We start from the raw sequence: 24,968 nt of genomic DNA on the forward strand, positions 1-24,968 counted from the left end.
CCCCACTGGCACAACACCTTGCAGACCATCGATGTAGGTACATTGCTACGTAACCTTGAGTACCTCAGCCGACCTGTTTGGGAGGGCTTTGATAGATATCAGCGAACATGTCGGCCATGGCCTCTTCACTGGGTTCTTCCTGCATTTGCACACTCACGGCCCGGCTCACCAACTGGTGACGACGGGGCAAGTGAAGATCATCGGGGATCCGCGGACCATCCGTGAGGTAAGCCACCGGCAGCCCGTGCTGGATCGCCAGGCTCAGCACCTCCCCCAGACTCGCGGTTTCATCCAGCTTGGTCAGAATGCAACCGGCCAGCCCGCATCGTTTGTAACTGAGGTAAGCCGCCGTCAACACCTGTTTCTGACTGGTGGTCGCCAGTACCAGATAGTTGCGAGCCTTGATCCCGCGCCCCGCAAGACTTTCAAGCTGCAGGCGCAGTGCCGGATCGCTGGCCTGCAGGCCGGCGGTATCAACCAGCACCACGCGCTTGCGTACCAGCGGCTCAAGGGTCTGGCCCAACGACTGGCCAGGCGCAACGTGGGTCACGGGTACATTGAGAATTCGGCCCAGGGTCTTCAGTTGTTCCTGGGCGCCGATACGAAAGCTGTCCATGCTCACCAGGGCAATATTTTGCGCGCCGTACTTGAGGACGTAACGCGCTGCCAGCTTGGCCAGGGTAGTGGTTTTGCCCATGCCCGCAGGCCCCACCATGGCAATCACACCGCCCTCTTCCAGCGGTTCAAGCTCCGGGGTCGCGATCATTCGCGCCAGGTGGGCCAGCAACATCCGCCACGCCTGACGCGGTTCTTCAATTCCAGCCACTTGCGCCAGCAGATCCCGCGACAGCGGCCCGGACAAGCCAATGCGCTGTAAACGGCGCCACAAATTGGCTTGTGCAGGCTTGGCAGCCTGCAACTGGTTCCAGGCCAGCGAGCCCAACTGCACTTCGAGCAGTTCGCGCAGCACATTGAGTTCCGAGCGCATGTTGTCAAAGGCGCGCTGGTCCATCGAGGGCGCGGCCACAGGAGCAGGACGCGCCGGTTCCTGCGGCGCCGGCTCGGTCAACGGCTCGGCGGCGGTCAGCGGCAGACCGGCAAACAACTGGCGGCTGACATCGGCATCGCCATCCCCGCGCAAACTCAGTTCGGCCCGGGCCGAAACAATGCTGGACTGGGTTTTGCGCAGCTCTTCTTCCAGTTCCATATTCGGTACCCGCGGTGCCAGCGCCGACAGTTTGTAGTCCAGGGCGGCAGTCAACTCCACCCCACCGGCGATCCGGCGGTTACCGATAATGGCGGCGTCGGCCCCCAATTCATCACGAATCAGCTTCATGGCCTGACGCATGTCGGCGGCGAAAAATCGCTTCACTTGCATAAATCAAACCCTCAGCCGTTAGGGCCTACTGTCGCAACAATCGTGACTTGCTTGTTATCAGGAATTTCCTGGTACGAGAGCACATGCAGGTTAGGCACCGCCAGGCGTCCAAACCGCGAAAGCATTGCACGTACCGGGCCTGCCACCAGCAAGATCACCGGGTTGCCTTGCATCTCCTGACGCTGGGCGGCGTCGATCAGCGAGCGCTGGAGTTTTTCCGCCATGCTTGGCTCCAGCAACACGCCCTCTTCCTGGCCTTGTCCGGCCTTTTGCAAACTATTGAGCAATATTTGTTCCAACCTTGGTTCCAAGGTGATCACAGGCAGCTCGGAGTCAACGCCTACAATGCTTTGCACGATTGCGCGGGACAGTCCGACCCGGACCGCAGCAACCAGCGCGGCAGTATCTTGACTCTTATGGGCATTGTTCGCGACGGCTTCGGCAATGCTTCGAATGTCGCGTACCGGTACCTGTTCTGCCAACAAGGCCTGCAACACCTTGAGCAACTGCGACAGGCTCAACACCCCCGGCACCAGCTCTTCGGCCAATTTTGGCGAGGCCTTGGCCAGCAGCTGCATCAACTGCTGCACTTCTTCATGACCGATCAGTTCATGGGAGTGCTTGTACAGAATCTGGTTCAAGTGGGTCGCAACTACAGTGCTGGCATCCACTACGGTATAGCCCAGCGATTGCGCCTGACTGCGCTGACTGATCTCGATCCACACGGCTTCCAGACCGAAGGCCGGATCTTTGGTGGTAATACCGTTAAGTGTGCCGAACACCTGCCCCGGGTTGATCGCCAGTTCGCGATCGGGGTAGATCTCGGCCTCGGCCAGAATCACCCCCATCAAGGTCAGGCGATAGGCGCTGGGGGCCAGATCGAGGTTGTCGCGGATATGCACGGTGGGCATCAGAAAGCCCAGGTCCTGGGACAGTTTTTTGCGCACGCCCTTGATCCGTGCCAGCAGCTGGCCGCCCTGATTGCGGTCCACCAGCGGGATCAGGCGATAGCCGACTTCCAGCCCGATCATGTCGATGGGCGTTACGTCATCCCAGCCCAGCTCTTTGCTCTCCTGGGCCCGGGCCGGCGATGGCAGCAACTCTTGCTGACGCTGCACCTCTTGCAGGGCCTGGACCTTGACCACATTCTGCTTTTTCCACATCAGATAGGCCACGCCACCCGCAACGGCGGCCAGACTCAGGAAGGAGAAGTGCGGCATGCCCGGCACGATCCCCATGACCGCCATCAAACCGGCCGACACCGCCAGCGCCTTGGGCGAGGCAAACATCTGGCGATTGATCTGCTTGCCCATGTCTTCGGAGCCGGACGCGCGGGTCACCATGATCGCGGCAGCGGTGGACAGCAACAGCGATGGCAGCTGCGCCACCAAACCGTCACCAATGGTGAGCAAGGCGTAGACCTTGCCGGCCTCGCCGAACGTCATGCCGTGCTGGAAAATACCGACGGCCATGCCACCGATCAGGTTGATGAACAGAATCAGCAAGCCGGCGATGGCGTCACCGCGCACGAACTTGCTGGCGCCGTCCATCGAGCCGTAGAACTCTGCCTCCTGGGCAACTTCCTGACGGCGCTGCTTGGCCTGGGGCTGATCGATAAGACCGGCATTGAGATCGGCGTCAATTGCCATTTGCTTGCCGGGCATGGCGTCGAGGGTGAAACGGGCGCTCACTTCGGAAATACGTCCGGCACCCTTGGTCACCACCACGAAGTTGATGATCATCAAAATCGCGAACACCACGATACCGACTACGTAGTTACCGCCGATCACCACTTCACCGAAGGCCTGAATCACCTTGCCGGCGGCCCCGTGGCCTTCCTGGCCGTGAAGCATGACCACCCGGGTCGAAGCCACGTTGAGCGCCAGACGCATTAACGTGGCGACCAGCAAAATGGTGGGGAACACGGCAAAATCCAGCGGCCGCAGGGCATAGACACAGACCAGCAACACCACAATCGACAGCGCGATATTGAAGGTGAAAAACACGTCCAGCAGAAAGGCCGGGATTGGCAGCATCATCATTGCCAGCATCACCAGCAATAACAACGGCACGCCCAACTGTCCATGCCCCAAACCGGCCAGACCGTTGCGTGCGGTGTTGATTAACTGAGAGCGATCCAATGACATTGCGACAAACCTTTAGCAAACTTTTGACGCCATATGCGCCGTAAAGCCTGCCTGTGCAAGAAGCCTTCCAACTTTGGCAAATGGCCATGTCTATATTTCAGAGCTGCCGGGCGGCAGCCATATATACATAACCCTGCAGGAGCGAGCTTGCCCGCGAGCTGTTTGTCTGCAGATTGAAAAGCTCGCTCCTACGGTCAAACGGGGCGCCGGTACTCAGTTCCAGCGCCACTCCCCAAGGTCGATCACCAGACACGCGCTGCTGCTGGAGCGGAACACCACATCCAGCTTGCGATTGGGCTCGTAGCGCTCAGATCCGCGACCACCGATCAAAATCGCACCACAGCGCCCATCGCCGATGTGCGGGCGCTCTTCCCACACCGGCACGCTGTCCAGCTGCAACTGGCGTATCAGCTTGTAGAGGATGAAACTGCGCACGCAGCGGCCATTGATGCCTTCGAAACTCAACGACTTGCGCAGAAAAGACATGATGGAGTCCCGCTCTTTGTAGCAGCGCTCCATGATCCCGGCGTAGTACTGCTCCCGGCCCAGGCCGTGGGGCACGGTGGGCAACGAGATCACCGCCAGCAAGTTCGAGCCCTCGGTACTGAAGCCGACAATATGCCGCCCCTGCAATTGTTCCAGCCAGAAAATGGCAAAGGTGCCGTCCAGAGCAGGGAATTTCGGAAACAACCCTTCGAGATCGACGTGAGCAATGTCACTCGAATCACTTAGCGCATAGGTTCTGATCGAACCTTCAGGAATAAGGGTTAACTCAATCGGCATAGCACTCTCCATTGCCTGCGCGCGAACTAAAAAGACATCGCATTCCAAGTTAAGCAGGTTTGGGGCAAGCCTCTACTGATCACGCCGTAAATCCGCCGGAATCGGCAAATCCTTGAGCGGATCCGGGCGCTTGCCCCGGCCCGCCTGATACTGGCGTATCTGGTACACATAGGCCAGAACCTGGGCCACGGCCAGATACAACCCGGCAGGAATCTCCTGATCCAGCTCCGTGGAGTGGTAGATCGAGCGCGCCAGGGCCGGAGACTCCAGCAGCAAAATATTATGCCTGGCACCAATCTCGCGAATCTTGAGTGCCAGAAAATCGCTGCCCTTGGCCAGCAGCATGGGCGCCGCGCCCTTCTCCGGATCGTATTTCAACGCCACGGCGTAGTGCGTCGGGTTGGTGATAATCACGTCGGCGTCGGGAATGGCACTCATCATGCGCCGCTGGCTCATTTCCCGTTGCAGTTGGCGAATCCGCTGTTTGACCTCGGGCCGACCTTCCTGATCCTTGTGCTCATCACGCACTTCCTGCTTGGTCATGAGCAGTTTTTTGTGGCTTTCCCACAGCTGCACCGGAACGTCCACCGCCGCAATCAGGATCAACCCGCAGGCCATCCACAGCGCACTCCAGGCAACCACTTGCACACTGTGGATTACCGCCAGTTCCAAAGGCTCATGGGCGATTCGCAGCAGGTCGTCGATGTCGGACTGCAACACCAGCAAGGCCACGATCAGGATGATGAAGAATTTGGCCAGCGCCTTCAGCAGTTCCACCAGCGCCTTGGCCGAGAACATGCGCTTGATCCCGGCAGCGGGGTTCATGCGGCTGAACTTGGGCGCCAGGCTGCCGGCAGCGAACAGCCAGCCCCCCAGGGCAATGGGCCCGACCAGGGCAGCAATCAGCAAGGTCACCAGAACCGGCTGCACGGCAATCAGCGCAACCTTGCCCGAGTGCAGCAAAAAAAGGCCCATGGAATCGGGATTGAGCAGGGTTTCGCGACTGATGCTGAAGTTGTAGCGCATCAGATCCATCATGTCCCGCGCCAGCGCGCCGCCAAAAATCAGCAGTCCGATAGAACCCGCCAGCATGATGGCCAGGGTATTCAGCTCTTTGGAGCGTGCGATCTCGCCCTTTTCCCTGGAGTCCTTTTTTCGCTTCTCCGTGGGGTCTTCTGTTTTATCGGCACCGCTCTCGCTTTCTGCCATGGCTATCGCGCCTGTGCCAGCTCACGTAAAAACTGCAAGGCCTCGGAGGCCAGCGGTTGATACTGATTGAGAATATCCGCCAGGCCGATCCACAGGATCACCATGCCCAGCACCAGAGTCAGCGGAAAACCGATCGAAAAGATATTGAGTTGCGGCGCCGCCCGGGTCATCACACCAAAGGCGATGTTGACCACCAGCAATGCAGTAATGGCCGGCAGCACCAGCAACAATGCGGCACCCAGCACCCAGCCCAGCTTGTTGGCGATTTCCCAGTAGTGATTGGTCAACAAGCCACCGCCCACCGGCAAGGTAGTGAAGCTCTCGGTGAGCACCTCGAAGACCACCAGATGGCCGTTCATGGACAGAAACAACAAAGTCACGAGCATGGTGAAGAACTGCCCGATGACCGCCACGTTGACCCCGTTGGCCGGGTCGACCATGGACGCGAAGCCCATGCCCATCTGGATCGCGACAATTTGCCCGGCCACCACGAACGCCTGGAAAAACAGTTGCAGCGAGAAGCCCAGCAATGCGCCGATGATGATTTGCTCGGCAATCAGCATCAGGCCACTGAGGTCCAGCGGGTTGACGGCCGGCAGCGGCGGCAGGCTGGGCAGGATTGCCAGGGTGATGGCCAGCGACAGAAACAGCTTGATGCGCTTGGGCACCAGGGTCGTGCCGATGATCGGCATGGTGGTCAGCAACGCGCCCACCCGGAACAGCGGCAGCATGAAGCTGGCGACCCAGGTGCTGATCTGCGCGTCCGTCAAAGCGAGCAGCGACATTTAGCCGATCAACTGCGGAATGCTGCCGTACAACTGCAGGATGTATTCCATAAAGGTCTGCACCAGCCAGGGCCCGGCAACGATCAGGGTGACCAGCATCACCAGCAACCGCGGAAGGAAGCTCAGGGTCTGCTCGTTGATCTGGGTAGCCGCCTGAAACATGGCCACCAACAGCCCGACCAGCAAACTGGGCACGACCAGCACCGCGACCATCACCGTGGTCAGCCACAGCGCGCTGCGAAACAGGTCAACCGCGACTTCTGGGGTCATTGCGCATTACTCCCGCTCATGGGGTCAAACTCCGCCGAAACTGCTGGCCAGGGTGCCGATAATCAACGCCCAGCCATCCACCAGCACGAACAGCATGATTTTGAACGGCAACGAAATGATCAGCGGTGAGAGCATCATCATGCCCATGGCCATCAGCACACTGGCCACCACCAGGTCGATGATCAAAAACGGGATGAAGATCATGAAGCCGATCTGGAATGCGGTTTTCAGCTCCGAGGTGACGAAGGCCGGCACCAGAATGGTCAGGGGCGCGGCATCCGGAGTGGCGATGTCGGTGCGCTTGGACAGGCGCATGAACAGTTCAAGGTCGCTGGTGCGGGTTTGCGCCAGCATGAAGTCCTTGAGCGGCACTTGCGCCTTGAGAATGGCGTCCTGGGCCGAGAGTTTTTCTGCCAGGTAAGGCTGCAAGGCGTCCTGGTTCACCTTGTCGAATACCGGCGCCATGATGAACATGGTGAGGAACAGCGCCATGCCGGTGAGAATCTGGTTCGACGGCGTTTGCTGCAGCCCCAGGGCCTGGCGCAGGATCGAAAACACAATGATGATCCGCGTGAAGCTGGTCATCAGCATGACGAACGCCGGAATAAAGCTCAGCGCGGTCATGATCAGCAAAATTTGCAGGCTGACCGAGTACTCTTGCTGGCCGTTGGCCCCGGTGCCCAGGGTGATCGCCGGAATCGACAGCGGATCGGCCCCGAACGCTACTGGTGCGAGCAACGTCAACAACAGCGCGACGACTAAACGCATTACGGCTTGTCCTTTTGCTGACCCAATACTTCCATCAATCGTTTGGCAAACTCGGGGGTCGCCGACTGCGTGGTACCCGGCACCTGCACCGGCTCCTTGAGCACGTGCAAGGGGGTGATACGCCCGGGCGTCAGGCCAAGCAGAATCTGCTCCTCGCCCACTTGCACCAGCACCAGCCGGTCGCGGGCACCCAGGGCACGTGAACTGATCAACTCAATCACCTGCCCCTGTCGCGACCCGGTTTGCTGTACCCGGCGCAGCAGCCAGGCCAGGGCAAAGATCAGCCCCAGCACCAGCAACAAACCCAGCACCAGCTGTGTCAGCTGCCCGCCGATGCCACTGCCGATCACAGGTGCAGCAACAGGGGTGGCGCTGGCCAGCGGCTCGGCCGCCAGCACGCTCAGGGGTAAAGCCAGTAAACCGCCGAGAAGCCGCTTCACTTAACGCAGCTTCTTGATGCGTTCGCTTGGACTGATCACGTCAGTCAGGCGGATGCCGAACTTTTCGTTGACCACCACCACTTCACCATGGGCAATCAGGGTGCCGTTGACCAGCACGTCCAGCGGCTCGCCGGCCAGACGATCAAGCTCGATGACCGAACCCTGATTGAGTTGCAACAGGTTGCGGATGTTGATGTCGGTGCTGCCCACTTCCATGGAGATGGAAACCGGAATATCCAGAATCACATCCAGGTTGGGGCCATCCAGGGTGACCGGTTCGTTATTGCGCGGCACGCTGCCGAACTCTTCCATTGGCAAGCGGCTGGAGGCCGGCTTGGTGGCTGCATCGGCCGCCAGCAAGGCGTCGATATCCGCCTGCCCGACGTCGCCGGTTTCTTCCAGGGCCGCAGCCCATTCATCAGCCAGGGCCTGGTCTGCAGCACTTGTATCGTGTTCGGTAGCCATCGGGGAGTCCTCGGCGAGCAGTCAATCATTAACACAGCAATTTGGGGTGGACCGACGCCTAGCGCCGTCCGATGGGCTCGATCACTTGCAAGGCCAGATTGCCTTTGTGCGAACCCAGTTTGACCTTGAACGCAGGCACGCCGTTGGCGCGCATCACCAGTTCGTCTTGTAGTTCGACGGGAATCACATCACCCGGCTGCATGTGCAAAATGTCACGCAGACGCAATTGCCGGCGGGCCACGGTGGCGCTCAGTGGCACGCTGACATCCAGCACGTCCTCGCGCAAAGCCTTGCTCCAGCGTTCGTCCTGATCGTCGAGGTCGGACTGAAAACCGGCATCGAGCATCTCGCGTACCGGCTCGATCATCGAGTACGGCATGGTGACGTGCAGGTCTCCGCCACCGCCATCGAGCTCGATGTGAAAGGTTGACACCACGATCGCTTCGCTGGGGCCGACGATATTGGCCATTGCCGGGTTCACTTCCGAGTTGATGTACTCGAAATTGACTTCCATGATCGCCTGCCAGGCCTCCTTCAAATCGATGAAGGCCTGCTCCAGCACCATGCGCACCACCCGCAGTTCGGTGGGGGTGAATTCACGGCCTTCGATCTTGGCGTGACGGCCGTCACCGCCGAAGAAGTTGTCCACCAGCTTGAACACCAGCTTGGCATCGAGGATAAACAGCGCAGTGCCGCGCAACGGCTTGATCTTGACCAGGTTGAGACTGGTGGGCACGTACAGCGAGTGCACGTATTCACCGAATTTCATGACCTGTACCCCGCCCACTGCGACGTCCGCAGAGCGGCGCAGCATGTTGAACATGCTGATGCGGGTGTAACGGGCGAAACGCTCGTTGATCATTTCCAGGGTCGGCATGCGGCCCCGGACAATCCGGTCCTGACTGGTCAGGTCGTAACTTTTGACACTGCCGGGTTCGGCAGCTGCTTCGGCCTGTACCAGGCCATCATCGACACCATGCAACAGCGCGTCGATTTCATCCTGGGACAGCAGGTCTTGCACGGCCATGTCGTGATCCTACTGCAATACAAAGTTAGTAAAGAGCACCTGATCGACAACCACTTTTCCGAGTTCTTTTTGCGCCACTTCCTGAACGCTGGCAGTAGCTTTCTGACGAAGTATTTCCTGCCCCACCGGCGTCGCCAGGTCATCGAAGGTTTGCCCGGAGAACAGCATCACCAGATTGTTGCGGATCACTGGCATATGCACCTTGAGGGCGTTGAGGTCATTCTGGTCGCGCGCCTGCAAGGTCATGCTCACTTGCATATAGCGCTGGCGGCCATTGGCGTTGAAATTGACCACGAAGGCCGGCGCCATGGGTTCATAAATCGCCGGGAGCTTGATGTTTGCGTCAACCACAGGTGCGGACTCGCTCCTGGGGCCGCTCAGGAAATACCAGGTGGCACCCACAGACAGGCCGATCGCCAGCAACACTGCCACTGCGACCAGGATGATCAGCTTCAATTTGCCTTTCTCGGCAGGGTCCTTCACTACGTCGCTCGTCGCCATGCCAATAATCCGTCGCTTTTCGGTTTTCACAGATGCTTGGGTAGGCAGAGCAAGTGTTATGCCAGAAGTGTCGGGATGTGGCAGAACACTGTAAGAGCACACCTGTGCAGGCGTGAGCCTGCTCGCCTGCACATTGAAAAAACCCGCGAGCAAGCTCGCGCCTAGAGGGGGGGCGAGGCTGTGGCTCAGGCGTAGTAATCCACCGCGCTGGAGCCGATAACCACGCTTGGCGCTACGCTGCCGGTGGTCGCGATTGCCGGCTCATCTTCGCCGGCACCTTCAAGCCGGTGACCACCAGAGGGGTTCTGCGCCTGCTGCTCCTGGCCCTGCCCCTGCCAGTTGCGCGACTGGTCCGAGACGTTGACGTCGACCTGCCCCATGCCCTGCTGGGCGAACATTTCACGCAAGCGGTGCATCTGGTTGTCCAGCGCCTCGCGCACCCCGGCGTGGGCACTGACGAAGTTGACCTGCGCGCTCTGGTCGGGGGCGATGTTGACCCGGATATCCAGCCGCCCCAACTCCGCCGGCTGCAACTGGATATCTGCCGATTTCAGGTTGGCGCTGGACAGGTACATCACACGATTGACCACCTCTTCGGTCCAGCCGCTCTGATGCATGGCCAAAGGCTGGTTGACCGGCAATGCATTGGCGGTTTTGGGTACCGCCGCCTGGGTGAGTGCAGCCAAGCGACTGGCGAAGTCATCCACCCGGGTATCGCTGGATGCGCTCTTCAGGTCTTTGAGACCATCATCGAGCAGCCCCTTGAATGCCTCCTCCCCCCCCTCGCCGGACGCTGAACCGTCGGCTTTCGGGTCGATCAGCATGGCAACCGCAGCGGTTTGCCCCTGAACAGTGGCCGGGGAATTCTCCAGTGCCGCATTTTTCCCCGGCGTCTGGCTACCGGCCGAGACATGCCCGCCCTGCTCCATGGCCAGGCGCACCGCAGGCATATCGTCCAGGGGATCGGCCTCAGGATCGAAACTGTCATCCTCCACCGGTAGCGGCTGCAGCTGTGCTTGCGCCGCAGCGGCCAGTTGCGCGGCTTGCACCTCGGGCTGCGCCGGCTCTACCGGCACTGCAGCTTCAGCCGCAGGCGGCGCTACCACTGCCTGCACCGGCACAGTCGCCTCGCCGCGTACCCCGTCAGCGGCATCTTGCTGACTTGCGCTGCCGGTGTCTTTGGTCTTGCCAGCAGGCAAGGTCTTGCCGCTATCGGCAACCGCCGGCGGTCTTTCAGACGCCTGGTCGCTGCCCTGATTACGCTTGGCGAGCGCTCCCGCAGAGGGTTCCCGCACATGACTCAAGGGCTTGGTTTCAGACGCTTTCGCATACACCCTGGAAAAGGGTTCAGCTCCGGATTTAGCGGGCTCGGTGCCAGACAGGGGAGTTTTGACCGCAGGCGTTTTGGACGCAGCAGTACCGGAGGTCTGAAGAAAGGGATTGGCGGCAAGGGGCATTAACAGGTCTCCACTGTACGGCTGGCATAGGTACAGGTGGATGAGTCAGAGCAAGGTTCGGGCCAGCTTTGGCCGAATCAGCCGGAGGCAAAGTTCGACGGATTGAAACGCTGGCGCTCGGCACGATAAAGACGACGCACCATCTGGTATTCATCGTCGATTTTGACGACCAGCTCCTTGATGCCGGCCAGCGGCTTCTTTTGCGCCCGTTCTTCAAGCAGGCCGCACAGATGCGCCAAACGAATGGCACCCATGTTGCTGCTACTGCCTTTGAAGCTGTGGGCGACCAGACTCAGGTCGTGGGCTTCGTGTGTGCTGCGCAGTTGATCCAGGCGCTCTTCGGAATCAGAAAGAAAGGTGTCGAGCAAATCCTCAAACCCGCCTTCCATTACGTCCCGCAACGCACTGACTACCTTTGGATCCATATGAATGTCGGACACTTGTTCACTCCTTGATCAAGAATGATCGGATTATGCCAGAGCCTCCCATGAAAACTCTACGGTCGCACTGCGACCATCGGCGGACCATTGCGCTGCAGGGCACAGTTGGCGTACCAAACTCACCCCACGCCCCGACAGACGGTTCAGGTCCAGCGGTCTGGACAGCACTGTTGCAACATCAAAACCCTCACCACTGTCGTCTACCTGCAGCAATAAGCGCCCGCCCCGTGGCACAGGTTCGACCTGCACCCGCACCCGCACAAACCCGCTTCGCAGCGCTGCCAGACGTTCATTACGCAACTGGTAATAGCGGGCAAACCCCCGGGCATCTCGCTTGAGCCGTGAATCAAGACCCAGAACGCCGTGCTCCAGAGCATTGCTGTAAAGCTCGGACAGTACCGCATGAATCACTGCACCCCGGGCCCGCAAGCCGTGAACCTCCATCAGCAGTTGCAACAGATAGGGCAGCGGATTGAACCGTTGCAGCGTGGCCCCGCGGAATTCAAAGCTGGCCGACCAGTCCAGCGGGCTGCACTGGTCACTGTCGGAATAAGGCATGACCGGCACATCCAGAGGCTGCGGCAACTGTGACGTGATCTGCACCATGCTCACATCATCACGGGAATGGCCCTGGAAATCGTGCAGGGCCTGTTCGACCTCGGCAATCAGCATGTGCGGCTGGCGATTGGCATCCAGTACCTGCTGCAAGCGCTCAACTCCGAACAGCTGCTCATCCGGGCCGCTGGTGTCGATCACACCATCGGTCAGTAAAAACAGTTGGTCACCGGGCAGCATTGGCCATACACGGGTGGAGTGATCGAAGGCTTCGGCACGCAATATGCCCAACGGCAGGTGCTGCGAGGTCAATGCCCTGCGCTGCCCCGTGGCCCGGGCTTGCAGATAGCCATCGGGCATGCCGCCGTTCCAGACTTCGACACTGCGCCGCTGGGCACTGACGCACAGCACCGTGGCGCAGCAAAACATGTCGACGGGCAGGATTCCCTGGAGCTTGGCGTTCATTTCCCGGAGCATTTCGGCCAGCCCGTAGCCTTTGGCCGTCATGCTGTAAAACACTTCTGCCAAAGGCATGGCACCAATCGCAGCCGGCAGGCCGTGCCCGGTAAAGTCGGCCAAAAGAAGATGGGTATCTCCGGTCGGGGTGTAGGCCGCCAGCAATAAATCACCATTGAACAAGGCATAGGGCGATTGCAGGTAACTGATATTCGGCGCACTCAGACAGCCCGCGTGTGCCACCCGGTCAAACACGGCCTTGGCCACCCGCTGCTCGTTGAGCAAGTAATCGTTATGCCGGGCGATCTGGTCGCGCTGTTGCAGCACGGTTTCCTGCAGACGCCGCATCCGGTCCATCACGGTGATTTTCGCCGCCAGCAGCATGGGGTTGTAAGGCTTGCTCAGCACGTCGTCGCCGCCAACCTCCAGACTGCGGGCCAGGGCATCGGCCTGATTCAGGGACGTGAGAAAAATGATCGGCACCAGCACCTCGCCCGCCAATGCTTTGATCTGGCGCGCGGCCTCGAATCCGTCCATCACTGGCATTACAGCATCCATCAGCACCAGCTGTGGACGCTCCCGGGCAAACAGCGCTATGGCTTCAGCACCATTGGCTGCCAGCAGCACGTTATGCCCCTGAAGCTGCACAATGCTCGACAACAGCAGGCGGTCAGTGCTGCTGTCCTCGGCAATCAACACGGTCAGGGTGGTGTTCACGTGATATCGAACAGTTTGTCGAAGTTGGAAATATTGAAAATCTTGAGCACATCCGGGTTGCTGTTGATCACCCTGATTTCTGCGTTGTCGCCGCCGGCATGGTCGCGCAGCAACAACAGCATGCCCAGTGCCGAACTGTCGACGTAGGTCGCTTCCTTCAGATCCACCACGCATTCGGTATCAGAGTCGAGCTTTTCGTAAGCCTCACGAAATTGCTGATGCTTGGCAAAGTCGAACCGGCCTTTGATCGCGATCGTCAGCTTGCGGCCATCTGCGGAGATTTCAGACGTCACTGCCATGGGGGAGCTCCCGTGTCGGGTTTCGGGTTGACCCGCAAACTATAGACGCTCTGAAACCCAGGGAGTGACGCCGCACAAACTCTGTAGGAGCGAGCCTGCTCGCTCCTACAGGAGAGGGGGGACTTCAGTAAGGATTGTTACGCGGTAAACGCTGGGACAGCTCGTCCATCAGTTTTTGCTCGCGCTTGTCTTCCAGCTGGCGGGCTTCTTCGGCGTAACGCTGGACCAGTTTGCGCAGCCCTTCCACCCGGGCATAGGCCTGTTGCCAGGTTTCGCGGGCCTTGTTGAGGTTGTTCTCATGCCAGACCAGGCTTTGGCGCTGCTGCCCGACGGCGGTTTCAAGCTGGTTGAGGAAGTATTGATAGTTGCGCAACCATTGCCCGGTGACGCCCTGGCTGCCGCGCTCAATCCATTGCGACTGGTATTCCCCGCGGAAGTTTTCCAGGTCGCCGAGTTTGCTGTTGGCCAGATTGACCTGGCCCTGGAAATGCCCCAGCCGCTGCGCTGCGGCCTTCTCGGTTTTTTCGGCCATGTCCACCACCGGCGCCAGACGCGCTGCCCTTCCATCACTGGCCATGGTCGATTAACCGCCCGCGGCCGGAGCGAAGATTGTCCCCAGATGACCAGCACTTTCACCCAGGCCGATATTGTCGTTCAGCCCCTGGCGCAGGTACGCCACCATCGCTGGCTGCAAGGCAATCGCGGTATCGGTTTCGCGATCGCCGCCGGGCACGTATGCCCCCACGCTGATCAAGTCCCGGGCCTGCTGGAAGCGCGACCACAACTGCTTGAACTGCTGGGCACGACGCATGTGTTCCGGGGTAACCACTGACGGCATCACCCGGCTGATGGACGCTTCAATGTCGATCGCCGGGTAATGACCCTCTTCGGCCAGACGCCGGGACAGCACAATGTGCCCGTCAAGCACGCCCCGCGCCGAGTCAGCGATGGGGTCCTGCTGGTCATCGCCTTCGGACAGCACGGTGTAAAACGCAGTGATCGAGCCGCCCCCGGCTTCGGCGTTACCGGCCCGCTCCACCAGCTTGGGCAATTTGGCAAATACCGACGGCGGATAGCCCTTGGTGGCCGGAGGCTCGCCAATGGCCAGGGCAATTTCACGCTGGGCCTGGGCAAATCGGGTGAGCGAGTCCATCAACAGCAACACGTTCTTGCCCTTGTCACGAAAGTATTCGGCAATACGCGTGCAGTACATGGCCGCGCGCAGACGCATCAGCGGCGCATCGTCAGCCGGGGATGCCACCACCACTGAACGCTTGAGGCCCTCCTCGCCGAGGATGTGCTCGATGAATTCCTTCACCTCGCGACCCCGTTCGCCGATCAGCCCGACCACGATGATGTCGGCCTCGGTAAAGCGGGTCATCATGCCCAGCAACACACTCTTGCCCACGCCGGTACCGGCAAACAGGCCCAGACGCTGTCCACGGCCGACCGTCAATAAACCGTTGATGCTGCGAATGCCCACGTCCAGCGGCACGCTGATGGGATCACGCTTGAGCGGGTTGATGGCCGGGCCATCCATCGGCACCCAGTCTTCGGCCTTCATCCCGCCCTTGCCGTCCAGCGGCCGCCCCGCACCATCGAGTACACGACCGAGCATGCTCATGCCCATTGGCAAGCGACCGTTATCGGCCAGGGGCACCACCCGGGCACCCGGGGCGATTCCGGCGACACTGCCAACGGGCATCAAAAAAATCTTGCTGCCCGAAAACCCCATCACCTCGGCTTCGACTTGCACCGGGTGAAAACTGTCATCGTTGATCACCAGACAGCGACTGCCCATGGCCGCGCGCAGGCCTTCGGCTTCCAGGGTCAGGCCGACCATGCGCAACAGGCGGCCTTCGACTACCGGCTGCGCGGGCAATGCGACCACCGGGGCATAGGCGCCCAGGCGCCTGGCGAAGCTGGTGCGCTTAAGGTGCATCGGGCTGGTCCAGATCGACGTCGATGTCCGGCGCGGCCGGGTGCAATGCCTGCTCGTGAAGCTGATCGAACAGCTGACTCATTGCCTGTTTGATCCGGGTTTCGATACTGGCATCGATACGGCTGTGTTCGGTTTCGATACGGCAGCCGCCCGCTTGCAGGCTGTCGTCTTCGACGATTTTCCAGCGTTCGTCGTGACGCTCGCGCAAGGCCTTGATCTGATCGAAGTCTTGGGGATTGATAAACAGGCGAATGTTATCGGCACCCATGGGCAACAGCTTCAGGCCCTCGCGCAATACCTGTTCGATCTGCCTGGAATCGGTTTTAAGTTCGCGCTGGATCACTTGGCGGGTCATGTGCTCGACCAGACCGACCATGGCTTTTTCCAGCTGCTGGTCCTGCTCGGCCAGCGGCGCCATCAGGCTGCTCATCAAGCGTTCAAGGCTGGCCACCCTGGCCGCCAGAGCGACCTCGGCTTCCTGGCGCACCTTGAGCTGAGTGCTGTGAAAGCCTTCCTTTTCACCCGTGGCAAAGCCTTCGTTGTAGGCTTCCTGGCGGATGCTTTCGAGCTCCTCAAGGGTCAGCGGCTGGACTTCATCCAGCGGCACCTCCTGCATCTCGACCGGCGGCTCCTCGACCACCTCGGGCTCAACCTCGAGCGGCTCGCGCCACGGGTCAAAGCTGGGCAGGCCCCATACGTCGAAGGCCCCCACATCCTTGGCGCGAATCACATCTCCGGGCGACTCACCATTGCTCACTTAGATCATCTCTTCGCCGCCCTTCCCGCCGAGAACGATTTCTCCGGCTTCGGCCATTCGGCGGGCGATGGTGAGGATTTCTTTCTGTGCGGTTTCGACATCGCTGACCCGTACCGGGCCTTTGGCTTCCAGGTCGTCGCGCAGCAATTCGGCGGCCCGCTTGGACATGTTCTTGAAGATTTTTTCCTGCACGTTCTCGTCGGAGCCCTTGAGAGCCAGTACCAGCACGTCCGAGGACACTTCGCGCAGCAGCGCCTGAATGCCACGGTCGTCGACATCCGCCAGGTTGTTGAAGACAAACATGAGGTCTTCGATCTGCCCGGAGAGGTCTTCGTCGATGTCGCGAATCGAGTCCATCAGTTGAGATTCCATCGAGCTGTCGAGGAAGTTCATGATGTCGGCCGCCCGCTTGATGCCACCCAAAGAGGTGCGCGCAGCGTTGGAGTTGCCGGAGAACTGCTTTTCGAGGATCTGGTTCAGCTCTTTAAGTGCCGCCGGCTGCACGGTGTTGAGCGAGGAAACGCGCAGGATGATGTCCAGCCGCGCCTTTTGATCAAAGTGGCCGAGCACTTCGCCCGCCTGATCGGGGTCGAGATAGGCCACCACAATAGCCTGAATCTGCGGGTGTTCGAAACGGATCACGTCCGCCACGGCACGGGGTTCCATCCACTTCAGGCTGTCGAGGCCGCTGGTGTTGCCACCCAGCAGGATGCGATCGATCAGGCCGTTGGCTTTGTCTTCGCCCAGGGCCGAGGTGAGCATTTTGCGAATGTAACTGTCGGAGCCGACCCCCAGGCTGGTCTGGTCACCGACGATCTCGACGAACTCGCTCATCACCTGTTCAACCTGCTCGCGGTGCACGTTGCGCATTTGCGCCATCGCCACACCCACCCGCTGGACTTCTTTGGGCCCCATATGGCGCAGTACCTGGGCCGCATCAGACTCGCCGAGGGACAGCAGTAAAATGGCTGCCTTGTCGACCCGGGTCAGCTTGGCGTTGGCAGCAGCTCGGTTATCACTCATCAGCGTTGATCCACTCTTTTACCACCTGAGCCACACGGCCCGGGTCTTCAGCCACCAGACTCTTGATGGCGTTCAACTGCGCGTCATAGCCTTCGCTCGGGCTCGGCAGCATGATGCTCTGCGGGCCCCCAAGGCTGACGCGATCGTTGGCCAGTTCGCCATCCAGGCTGCCCATCTCGGCATCACTGCCAATACCCGCCACCTGCTTGTTGCGGCCATGGCCGGTGATGTTGTTCAGCACCGGACGCAACACCCCGAACACCAGCACCAGAATGAACAGCACACCCAGCACTTGCTTGAGCACATCCCAGAACCAGGGCTGGGAATAGAACGGAATATCGGCAACCACTTCCGCGCGTTCGGTGGAGAACGGCACGTTGATCACGCTGACACTGTCGCCACGACTGGCATCAAAACCCACCGCGTCCTGCACCAGCCGGGTAAAACGTGCCAGTTGATCGCTGGTCCATGGCACCTGGGTAACTTCACCGTTGGCCGGGTTGATGTTGACCTTGTCGTCGATCACCACCGCCACGGACAGGCGATTGACCCGACCCTGCTGCTGCTTGGTGTGGCTGATGGAGCGGTCCAGTTCAAAGTTGCGGGTCGATTGCGAGCGCTTGTCTGCCGGGTACGGGGCCAACATCGGCTGGCCGGTCGCCGGGTCCATGATTTGTTGACCATTGGCATCCAGCAGCGGTTGGCCGGGCTGAATCATGCCCGCGCCTGCTGCACCGCCCTGGGCGGTTTGTTGCGGCGCCGACGCCGGGCTCGGGGGCTGATTGCTCAGTGCCCCGGGAACGCCCTGGGGGCCATTGCTGGCGGTGCGCTGCTCGCTGGTGGATTGCTCGCTGCGCAGGGCCGGCTGATCCGGGTTGAACTGCTCGGAGGTGGACTCGACTGCGCTGAAATCAACATCGGCAGACACTTCCGCCTTGTAGCGGTCATTGCCCAGCACCGGCTGCAGGATGTTGTGCACCCGCTGGGTCAGCATGCTTTCCATGCGTCGGCTGTAGTCGAACTGCTTGCCGGCCATGGTCAGCTCGGAGTTTTGCGCCTGATCGGACAACAGGTTGCCTTTCTGGTCGACAACCGTGATCTGCGACTTGTTCAGCTCCGGAACGCTGGTGGCCACCAGATTGATGATCGCCTGCACCTGGCCCGGCTCCAGCGAACGGCCGCCGTACAGCTCGACCAGCACCGAGGCGCTGGGCTTGCGCTCATCGCGCACGAACACCGAGCTCTTGGGGATCGCCAGGTGCACCCGGGCGCCCTTGACGTTGTTGAGGCTGGAAATGGTGCGCGCCAGTTCGCCTTCCAGGCCACGGCGATAGCGGGTGGCTTCCATGAACTGGCTAGTGCCCAGGCCCTGGTCTTTATCCAGGATTTCAAAGCCGATATTGCTGTCGGTAGGCGTGACGCCGGCGGCGGCAAGTTTTAGCCGGGCACGGGAGACGTCATCGGCCTTGACCAGCAAGGCGCCAGAGTTGGGCTCAACGGTGTAGGCAATGTCGGCGGCGGCCAGGGTTTCCATGACCTGCTTGGCATCCATACCGGCCAGGCTGCCGTACAGCGGCCGGTAATCGGGTTGTTGCGACCACAGCACCACGGCAAAGCCAATCGCCACGCTCGCAGCCAGACCGACCATAAGGCCGACCTGACGCAACATGGTCATTTCGGCCAAGTTGTCCAGAAAAGACAACCCGAACAGCGGCGCTTTGCCGCCGGCCGGGCCTGGATTGGCCGGAACGTTATCCGGGAGTGCATCAGCCATGACTTAATATCGTCCTTAAACCGGCATCTGCATGATGTCTTGGTACGCCTGAACCAGCTTGTTACGCACTTGGGTCAATGCCTGAAAGGAGACGCTGGCTTTTTGCGACGCAATCATCACGTCAGTCAGATCAACGCCGGTTTTGCCGATTTCGAACGCGTTCGACAACTGACTCGACGCCTGCTGCGTCTCACTGACCTTGTTGATCGCATTGCCGAGCATGTCGGAGAAGCTGCTGGCACCCGCTTCGGGAACGGCCTGCACAGCCGATTTCGGTTGGGCCATGGCGTCCATTTGCATGGCCCGCATGTCCAACATCAATCGATTAAATTCAATACCTTGGCTCATGGACGACTGCCTCCGACGACCCGCAATTTTTTGACACTTTCACAACGCATCCTGGGGTGTAGCAACAAGGGTGCCAGCTCTTTGTCGTTTTCGAAGAATTAACGTTACCAATCGTCGCAGGCAGAAACCCCGTTGTCGCTGAAGAGGTACGAGGCTGCGACAGGATGCGCAGCGGCCGCGAAGCCAGCACAACGCCATCGCAGCCTCGTCAGCGCCTACAGCCACGGCCCCGGTTACGTCGCGGCAAACAGGCAGGCCTCGACATCCATCCCGGCATCGCGCATTTGCGCCAGCTTGTAGCGCAATGTGCGCGGGCTGATGCCCAGGCGCTCGGCGGCCTCTTTGCGACGGCCGCGCTCGGCGCGCAAGGTCTCGATGATCATCTCGAACTCGCGGCGACGCAGATCATCACCCAGCGCTCCCGACGACTCGGCCGTATCAAGCGGCAAGGATTCGACCAAAACCGGCAATGGCGCGCACGCCACCGGACCTGCCAGGCAGAAGTCCGGCGCTTCAATCAAACCGCCCTGCTGCAGGATCAGCGCCCGCTGAATCGCGTTGTCCAGCTCCCGTACATTGCCCGGCCACGCATAGGTGGTCAGACAGGCTCTGGCCTGGGGCGAAAAGCGCACCGCGGTGTGCTTCATTTTGCTGATGTACTTGGCCAACAAGCGCTCGGCCAACGGCAGGATGTCCGCGGTGCGCTCGCGTAACGGGCGCCAGGCCAGAGGAAAGACCGAAAGCCGGTAGTACAGGTCCTCGCGAAAACGCCCCGCTGCCACCTCCCCCGCCAGATCACGGTTGGTGGTGGCGACTACGCGGATATCCAGCGCAATCGGCTTGCGCCCGCCGACCCGCTCGACTTCGCGCTCTTGCAGCACCCGCAACAATTTGGCCTGCAACCCCAAGGGCATTTCGCTGATTTCGTCGAGCAGCAAGGTGCCGCCGTCCGCCTGTTCGAACTTGCCCGCCTGCGCCGCAATGGCCCCGGTAAACGAGCCTTTTTCATGGCCGAACAAGGTGGCTTCGAGCATGTTGTCGGGGATTGCCGCGCAGTTGATTGCCACAAACGGCTGACTGCTGCGGTGCGAATGCTGGTGGATGTAGCGCGCGAGCACTTCTTTGCCGGTGCCCGACTCGCCCGAGATCAGCACCGTGGAGTCGCTGCGGGCCACTCGCGCCGCCAGATCGAGCAATTGCAGGCTGGCCGGCTCAACCGCCACCGGTCCCTGGCTATCTGCCGCCCCAAGGCTACCCAGCGCATGCCGGGCGACCAGATCCAGCAGCGCCCGGGGCTCAAACGGCTTCACCAGATAGTCCGCCGCACCCTGGCGCATGGCATCCACGGCGCGCTCGACGGCGCCATGGGCGGTCATCAGCAACACCGGCAATTGCGGCTGGCTGACACGCAACCGGCCAAGCAATTGGTGCCCGTCCATACCAGGCATATTGACGTCGCTGATCACCAGGCTGAATGACTCGCCAGCAACTGCCTCCAGCGCTTCTTCGGCCGATGCCACCGCGCGAAAACCGTGCCCGGCCAGCAACAGGGTGTCCGCTAGGGCTTCACGCAGAGCGCGATCGTCTTCGACCAGTAAAACCTTGATTGCCATCGCCATCAGTTTTCCTGCGCCTCGCCTGGAATCAGCGGCAAGCTGAGCAAGGCACAAGTGCCGCGCCCCGGCCGCGAGTGTAAAAGCAGCTGACCCTGATGGGCCCGGGCCACTGCATTGACCACCGCCAGGCCCAGCCCGGTACCGGTGGCCCTGGTGGTGAAAAACGGCTCGCCCAGACGCTCCAGCACCTTGGGCTCGATGCCGCTGCCGCTGTCACTGACGCACAGGCGCAAGGTGTTGTCACGGGCGTACAGATGAACCTTGAGCCGCACCTGAGGTGTACCGGCTTGCAGGGCATTTTCGATCAGGTTGAGCAATGCACCGACCAGGGTGTCGCGGTTACACAACACAAGACCGCCATAAGCGTCGCACTGCCAGCGCATCGACACGCCCTGAACATGGGTCTGGGCTGCGGCTTGCAGGGCCTGCATCAAGGCCTTGGGAGCAACTTTATCGGTCAGCGGCAGCTCGCCACGGGCAAACACCAGCATGTCGCGCACCTGGTGCTCCAGCTCATGCAGACGTTCCTTGAGACGCCCGGCAAAACGCTGCTGGGTTTCGACGGGAAGCACCTGTTCAGTCAGATGGCTGGCGTAGATCAGTGCCGCCGACAGCGGCGTGCGGATCTGATGGGCGAGCGAAGCGACCATGCGCCCCAACGAAGACAAACGCTCATGGCGGGCGAGTTGATCTTGCAGGCGCCGGGTTTCTGTCAGGTCGTTGAGCAATACCAGTTGCCCGGGCTCAGCATCCAGCGATCGGGTGGCAATCGACAGGCGCCGCCCGTCTTTGAGCGATACCTCGTGCCCGTCATCTTCACGGGGGGCAAAGCAGCGGGCGATCACGTGGCGCCACAGCTCGCCCTCCAGGGGCAAGCCAAGCAGCTCGCTGGCCGCAGGATTGGCCTCGCGCACAAGGCCGCGGTCATCAATCACGATGACCCCGCCCGGTAATAGATCGAGGAGGTTTTGCAGGCGGTTGGCCAGCCGTTCTTTCTCCGCAAGTTCCGCCATGCGTTGGGCGCTGACAAATGCCAGTTCGCCTTTAAGCTCGGTGACCCGGGCTTCGAGCAGACTGTAGGAATCGGTCAACTGGGTCGACATTTGATTGAACAGCGAGAACGCGTGCTCCAGTTGCGCCGGAGTAGACGGCGTAGCCCCCAGCGACATGGCTTGCCCTGCGAGATCAGGGCCAGAGGACTGTTGGGCTATGTGCGGCATGGGGCGTTCTCGCTTGGCTGACCGTCATAAAACGGTTCGTTGACCCAAGCGGTGCAATACCCGTGCCTAAAGAAGCGGCTTGAAACTGTACCGGCGCAAGCCCGCGGGTGATGGCGGCTTCCGGGCATCCTGGAGCAACAGGCTCGCGAGCTGGCTCGCTGCTACAGAGTCAAAAGCAGTAGCAGGCGTCAATCCTCCGCCGGCTCTTCCCCGTCGCGACGGCTCATGCCGTATTTGCGCATTTTCTCGACCAGGGTGGTACGGCGAATGCGCAGGCGCTCGGCGGCGCGGGCGACAATGCCATTGGCGTCATCCAGCGCTTGCTGGATCAACCCTTGCTCCAGACCACCGAGGTAGTCCTTGAGGTCCAGGCCTTCAGGGGGCAGCATCGCCGTGGCGCTGAAGTCCTGGGTGCTGTTGTTGATCGCCACCCGCTCTTCCATGTCGCTGAACAGGGTGTCGACCAGGTTCTCGTCTTCGTCGTCCACGTAGCGAAATTTCTTCGGCAGTTCGGCGACGCCAATCACCCCGTACGGATGCATGATCGCCATGCGCTCAACCATATTGGCCAGCTCGCGGACATTGCCCGGCCATGCATGACGGCAGAGCGACATGATGGCGCCGGAGTTGAAGCGGATGGAGCCGCGTTTTTCGTGCTCCATGCGCGAAATCAGCTCGTTCATCAGCAACGGGATATCTTCGACCCGCTCGCGCAGGGGCGCCATTTCGATCGGGAAGACGTTGAGGCGGTAGTACAGGTCTTCGCGAAAAGCGCCGACTTCAATCATGCTTTCGAGGTTTTTATGGGTGGCGGCGATGATCCGCACATCAGCGCTTTGGGTCTTGTTGCTGCCCACACGCTCAAAGGTTCTTTCCTGCAGGACGCGTAGCAGTTTGACCTGCATCGGCAACGGCATATCGCCGATTTCATCGAGGAAGAGCGTGCCGCCATTGGCCAGCTCAAAACGCCCGGCGCGGCTGGTGATTGCGCCGGTGAAGGCGCCCTTCTCATGGCCGAACAACTCGCTTTCAAGCAACTCTGCGGGAATCGCCCCGCAGTTAACCGGCACAAATGGCGCGTCGCGGCGTTTGGAGTGGTAATGCAGATTGCGTGCGACCACTTCCTTGCCGGTTCCGGACTCGCCGAGGATCAACACGCTGGCGTCGGTATCGGCCACTTGCTGCATCATTTGCCGCACATGCTGAATCGCCCGGCTGGTGCCCACCAGGCTGCGGAACAAGTTGGGTTCGCGATGACGGCCGCGCTCGCGGGCCTGGTCATACATCTCGCGATAGACCTGGGCACGGTGCAGGGAATCGAGGAGTTTGCTGTAGCTGGGGGGCATTTCGAGGCTGGATAAAACGCGGCGGCGCTGGTCTTCCGGCAGGTCGACCGCAGAAATTTCACCTAAAAGCATGATCGGCAGGAACTCATCCCACCCGGCCAGTGTCTTAAGCAAGCTGGAAACACCGCCAGCGATGCTGACAGTACCTACCAGCACGCAGAGCACTTCGCGACTGGACGACAAACAGCTGACAGCCTGCTCCCACTCAAGGCTGGAGCTGGCCAAATTTTCTTCACCCAGAAAATTCAGAATCACCGCTAAATCGCGGCGGCGGACGCTATCGTCATCGATCAGCAGAATTTTGGTTTCACGCCACATGCAATAGCAACTTCCCTAGTCAACTCAATGCCCCGAAACGCAGGGCATATTTAGTCGCCCCAACCTGTTGGATATCTAAGACGACTGAAAAAGAATACAGCACTAGTTAAGTCAAAAGACATACATAGTCAAATTTATGGCGCGCATGTGTCAATTAACCACATATTCCTTATGCCTTAACGGAACAGATGGTAAACCTTTGATGCGCTTTTTGCTTGATTGATCTGTGACATTTGCTCGACCAGCAGTTGGCGCTCGTCGGTGGCCGCCTCCAGCAGCATGCGATAGACCACCAGCAACCCTTCCAGATTCTCGCGCAACACCGCCTCATCCACAGGCGCCTCATCCAGCACACTCTCGACACACACCCGGCAGGCTGAATCCAGCTGGCCGATGGCATCCCAGTTGCGTTCAGCCAGGGCATCGATCAGTGCTTCACGGGTTTCTTGAATTCGTTGCAGTTGGCTCATGACGCACTCCTCGGGCCTTCAATTTTATTGTGGTGCAATCTCGTCCCAACCACTTTTGACCGTGATCAGCAGGCGGGCCACTTCGTCGATGATTTCGGGATCGTTCTGCGCATTGGCCTGGGTCAAACGGATGGTCATGTACTCGTACAGGCTGTCCTGGCGCTGGAAGGCGACCTTGTCTTCAGCCTTTGATTCATCCATGCCCTGGCGCAAACCAGTGATGATGTCGATAGCCTTGGTGATCAACACCACCTTCTGCGGGATATCACCACGGCTCATCGCGCCCTTGGCCTGGGCCATGCGATCCAGACCGCCTTCCATCAGCATTTGAATCAGGCGATGGGGGCTGGCCTCAGAGATCTGGGCGTGGGAATTGACCTTCTGATACTGACGAAGGGCGCGCATCGGGTTCATGTTGCTACCTCATTACGGTGACAGGCAAAAATGGCCAGGACTT

26 protein-coding genes are annotated in these 24,968 nt (G+C 60.2%); all 26 read right to left on the minus strand.

Annotated features, from left to right (window positions below):
* Positions 1–64: 64 nt before the first annotated feature.
* Positions 65–1,378 (minus strand): flagellar biosynthesis protein FlhF, encoded by a 1,314-nt coding sequence (gene flhF, locus JQ848_RS14930; RefSeq protein ID WP_003441881.1) that lies wholly within the window; start codon positions 1,376–1,378, stop codon positions 65–67.
* 11 nt (positions 1,379–1,389) lie between these two features.
* Positions 1,390–3,519, minus strand: a complete 2,130-nt coding sequence (flhA, locus tag JQ848_RS14935) for a flagellar biosynthesis protein FlhA (RefSeq protein ID WP_003441880.1) — start codon at positions 3,517–3,519, stop codon at positions 1,390–1,392.
* Between the two features lie 219 nt (positions 3,520–3,738).
* Positions 3,739–4,308, minus strand: a complete 570-nt coding sequence (locus JQ848_RS14940; RefSeq protein ID WP_202210901.1) for a hypothetical protein — start codon at positions 4,306–4,308, stop codon at positions 3,739–3,741.
* A 72-nt stretch (positions 4,309–4,380) separates the two neighbouring features.
* Complete coding sequence (flhB, locus tag JQ848_RS14945) at positions 4,381–5,517, minus strand: flagellar biosynthesis protein FlhB (RefSeq protein WP_202210902.1); 1,137 nt, start codon at positions 5,515–5,517, stop codon at positions 4,381–4,383.
* 2 nt (positions 5,518–5,519) lie between these two features.
* Entirely contained in the window at positions 5,520–6,302 is a 783-nt protein-coding gene (gene fliR, locus JQ848_RS14950; RefSeq protein WP_003441877.1) for a flagellar biosynthetic protein FliR, read from the minus strand.
* The gene (gene fliQ, locus JQ848_RS14955; RefSeq protein ID WP_003441876.1) at positions 6,303–6,572 is read right to left on the minus strand and encodes a flagellar biosynthesis protein FliQ; all 270 of its coding nucleotides are present in this window, start codon (positions 6,570–6,572) and stop codon (positions 6,303–6,305) included. It lies immediately after the preceding gene.
* A gap of 24 nt (positions 6,573–6,596) precedes the next feature.
* Entirely contained in the window at positions 6,597–7,340 is a 744-nt protein-coding gene (fliP, locus tag JQ848_RS14960; protein ID WP_003441875.1) for a flagellar type III secretion system pore protein FliP, read from the minus strand.
* Complete coding sequence (gene fliO / locus JQ848_RS14965; protein WP_003441874.1) at positions 7,340–7,780, minus strand: flagellar biosynthetic protein FliO; 441 nt, start codon at positions 7,778–7,780, stop codon at positions 7,340–7,342. The genes fliP and fliO overlap by 1 nt, the downstream gene beginning before the upstream one ends.
* Positions 7,781–8,245: a flagellar motor switch protein FliN gene (gene fliN / locus JQ848_RS14970; protein WP_003441873.1), complete on the minus strand. Its 465-nt coding sequence runs from the start codon at positions 8,243–8,245 to the stop codon at positions 7,781–7,783.
* Between the two features lie 58 nt (positions 8,246–8,303).
* Entirely contained in the window at positions 8,304–9,272 is a 969-nt protein-coding gene (fliM, locus tag JQ848_RS14975; protein WP_003441872.1) for a flagellar motor switch protein FliM, read from the minus strand.
* Positions 9,273–9,281: 9 nt separating this feature from the next.
* Positions 9,282–9,773, minus strand: a complete 492-nt coding sequence (gene fliL, locus JQ848_RS14980; RefSeq protein WP_161718828.1) for a flagellar basal body-associated protein FliL — start codon at positions 9,771–9,773, stop codon at positions 9,282–9,284.
* Positions 9,774–9,958: 185 nt separating this feature from the next.
* A complete protein-coding gene (locus JQ848_RS14985) occupies positions 9,959–11,230 on the minus strand; it encodes a flagellar hook-length control protein FliK (protein ID WP_202210903.1) in 1,272 nt (423 codons plus the stop codon).
* Between the two features lie 77 nt (positions 11,231–11,307).
* On the minus strand, positions 11,308–11,670 hold the full coding sequence (locus JQ848_RS14990) for an Hpt domain-containing protein (protein ID WP_003441860.1): 363 nt from the start codon (positions 11,668–11,670) through the stop codon (positions 11,308–11,310).
* A gap of 30 nt (positions 11,671–11,700) precedes the next feature.
* Entirely contained in the window at positions 11,701–13,398 is a 1,698-nt protein-coding gene (locus JQ848_RS14995; RefSeq protein WP_202210904.1) for an ATP-binding SpoIIE family protein phosphatase, read from the minus strand.
* Positions 13,395–13,697 (minus strand): STAS domain-containing protein, encoded by a 303-nt coding sequence (locus JQ848_RS15000; protein WP_003441855.1) that lies wholly within the window; start codon positions 13,695–13,697, stop codon positions 13,395–13,397. The genes JQ848_RS14995 and JQ848_RS15000 overlap by 4 nt, the downstream gene beginning before the upstream one ends.
* Before the next feature lie 124 nt (positions 13,698–13,821).
* Positions 13,822–14,274, minus strand: a complete 453-nt coding sequence (gene fliJ / locus JQ848_RS15005) for a flagellar export protein FliJ (protein WP_003441852.1) — start codon at positions 14,272–14,274, stop codon at positions 13,822–13,824.
* Between the two features lie 6 nt (positions 14,275–14,280).
* Complete coding sequence (fliI, locus tag JQ848_RS15010; protein WP_202210905.1) at positions 14,281–15,639, minus strand: flagellar protein export ATPase FliI; 1,359 nt, start codon at positions 15,637–15,639, stop codon at positions 14,281–14,283.
* Positions 15,629–16,396, minus strand: coding sequence for a flagellar assembly protein FliH (gene fliH / locus JQ848_RS15015; RefSeq protein ID WP_010656437.1), 768 nt, complete (start codon positions 16,394–16,396; stop codon positions 15,629–15,631). Before fliH ends, fliI begins: the two co-directional genes overlap by 11 nt.
* Positions 16,397–17,419 carry a flagellar motor switch protein FliG gene (gene fliG / locus JQ848_RS15020; RefSeq protein WP_003441844.1) on the minus strand — a complete coding sequence of 341 codons (1,023 nt, stop codon included), beginning with the start codon at positions 17,417–17,419 and terminating at the stop codon, positions 16,397–16,399.
* Complete coding sequence (gene fliF / locus JQ848_RS15025) at positions 17,412–19,193, minus strand: flagellar basal-body MS-ring/collar protein FliF (RefSeq protein WP_003441841.1); 1,782 nt, start codon at positions 19,191–19,193, stop codon at positions 17,412–17,414. Before fliF ends, fliG begins: the two co-directional genes overlap by 8 nt.
* Before the next feature lie 15 nt (positions 19,194–19,208).
* Positions 19,209–19,541, minus strand: a complete 333-nt coding sequence (fliE, locus tag JQ848_RS15030; RefSeq protein ID WP_003441837.1) for a flagellar hook-basal body complex protein FliE — start codon at positions 19,539–19,541, stop codon at positions 19,209–19,211.
* 233 nt (positions 19,542–19,774) lie between these two features.
* Positions 19,775–21,154 (minus strand): sigma-54-dependent transcriptional regulator, encoded by a 1,380-nt coding sequence (locus tag JQ848_RS15035; protein WP_003441834.1) that lies wholly within the window; start codon positions 21,152–21,154, stop codon positions 19,775–19,777.
* Between the two features lie 5 nt (positions 21,155–21,159).
* Positions 21,160–22,326 carry a sensor histidine kinase gene (locus JQ848_RS15040; RefSeq protein WP_003441830.1) on the minus strand — a complete coding sequence of 389 codons (1,167 nt, stop codon included), beginning with the start codon at positions 22,324–22,326 and terminating at the stop codon, positions 21,160–21,162.
* 239 nt (positions 22,327–22,565) lie between these two features.
* Entirely contained in the window at positions 22,566–24,041 is a 1,476-nt protein-coding gene (locus JQ848_RS15045) for a sigma-54 dependent transcriptional regulator (RefSeq protein ID WP_003441828.1), read from the minus strand.
* Between the two features lie 176 nt (positions 24,042–24,217).
* Entirely contained in the window at positions 24,218–24,511 is a 294-nt protein-coding gene (locus JQ848_RS15050; protein ID WP_003441825.1) for a hypothetical protein, read from the minus strand.
* 24 nt (positions 24,512–24,535) lie between these two features.
* Positions 24,536–24,925: a flagellar export chaperone FliS gene (gene fliS / locus JQ848_RS15055; protein ID WP_010656441.1), complete on the minus strand. Its 390-nt coding sequence runs from the start codon at positions 24,923–24,925 to the stop codon at positions 24,536–24,538.
* Positions 24,926–24,968 lie beyond the last annotated feature (43 nt).

Origin of the sequence: Pseudomonas paraversuta (genome assembly GCF_904067025.1) — a bacterium.
Classification (GTDB): domain Bacteria; phylum Pseudomonadota; class Gammaproteobacteria; order Pseudomonadales; family Pseudomonadaceae; genus Aquipseudomonas; species Aquipseudomonas paraversuta.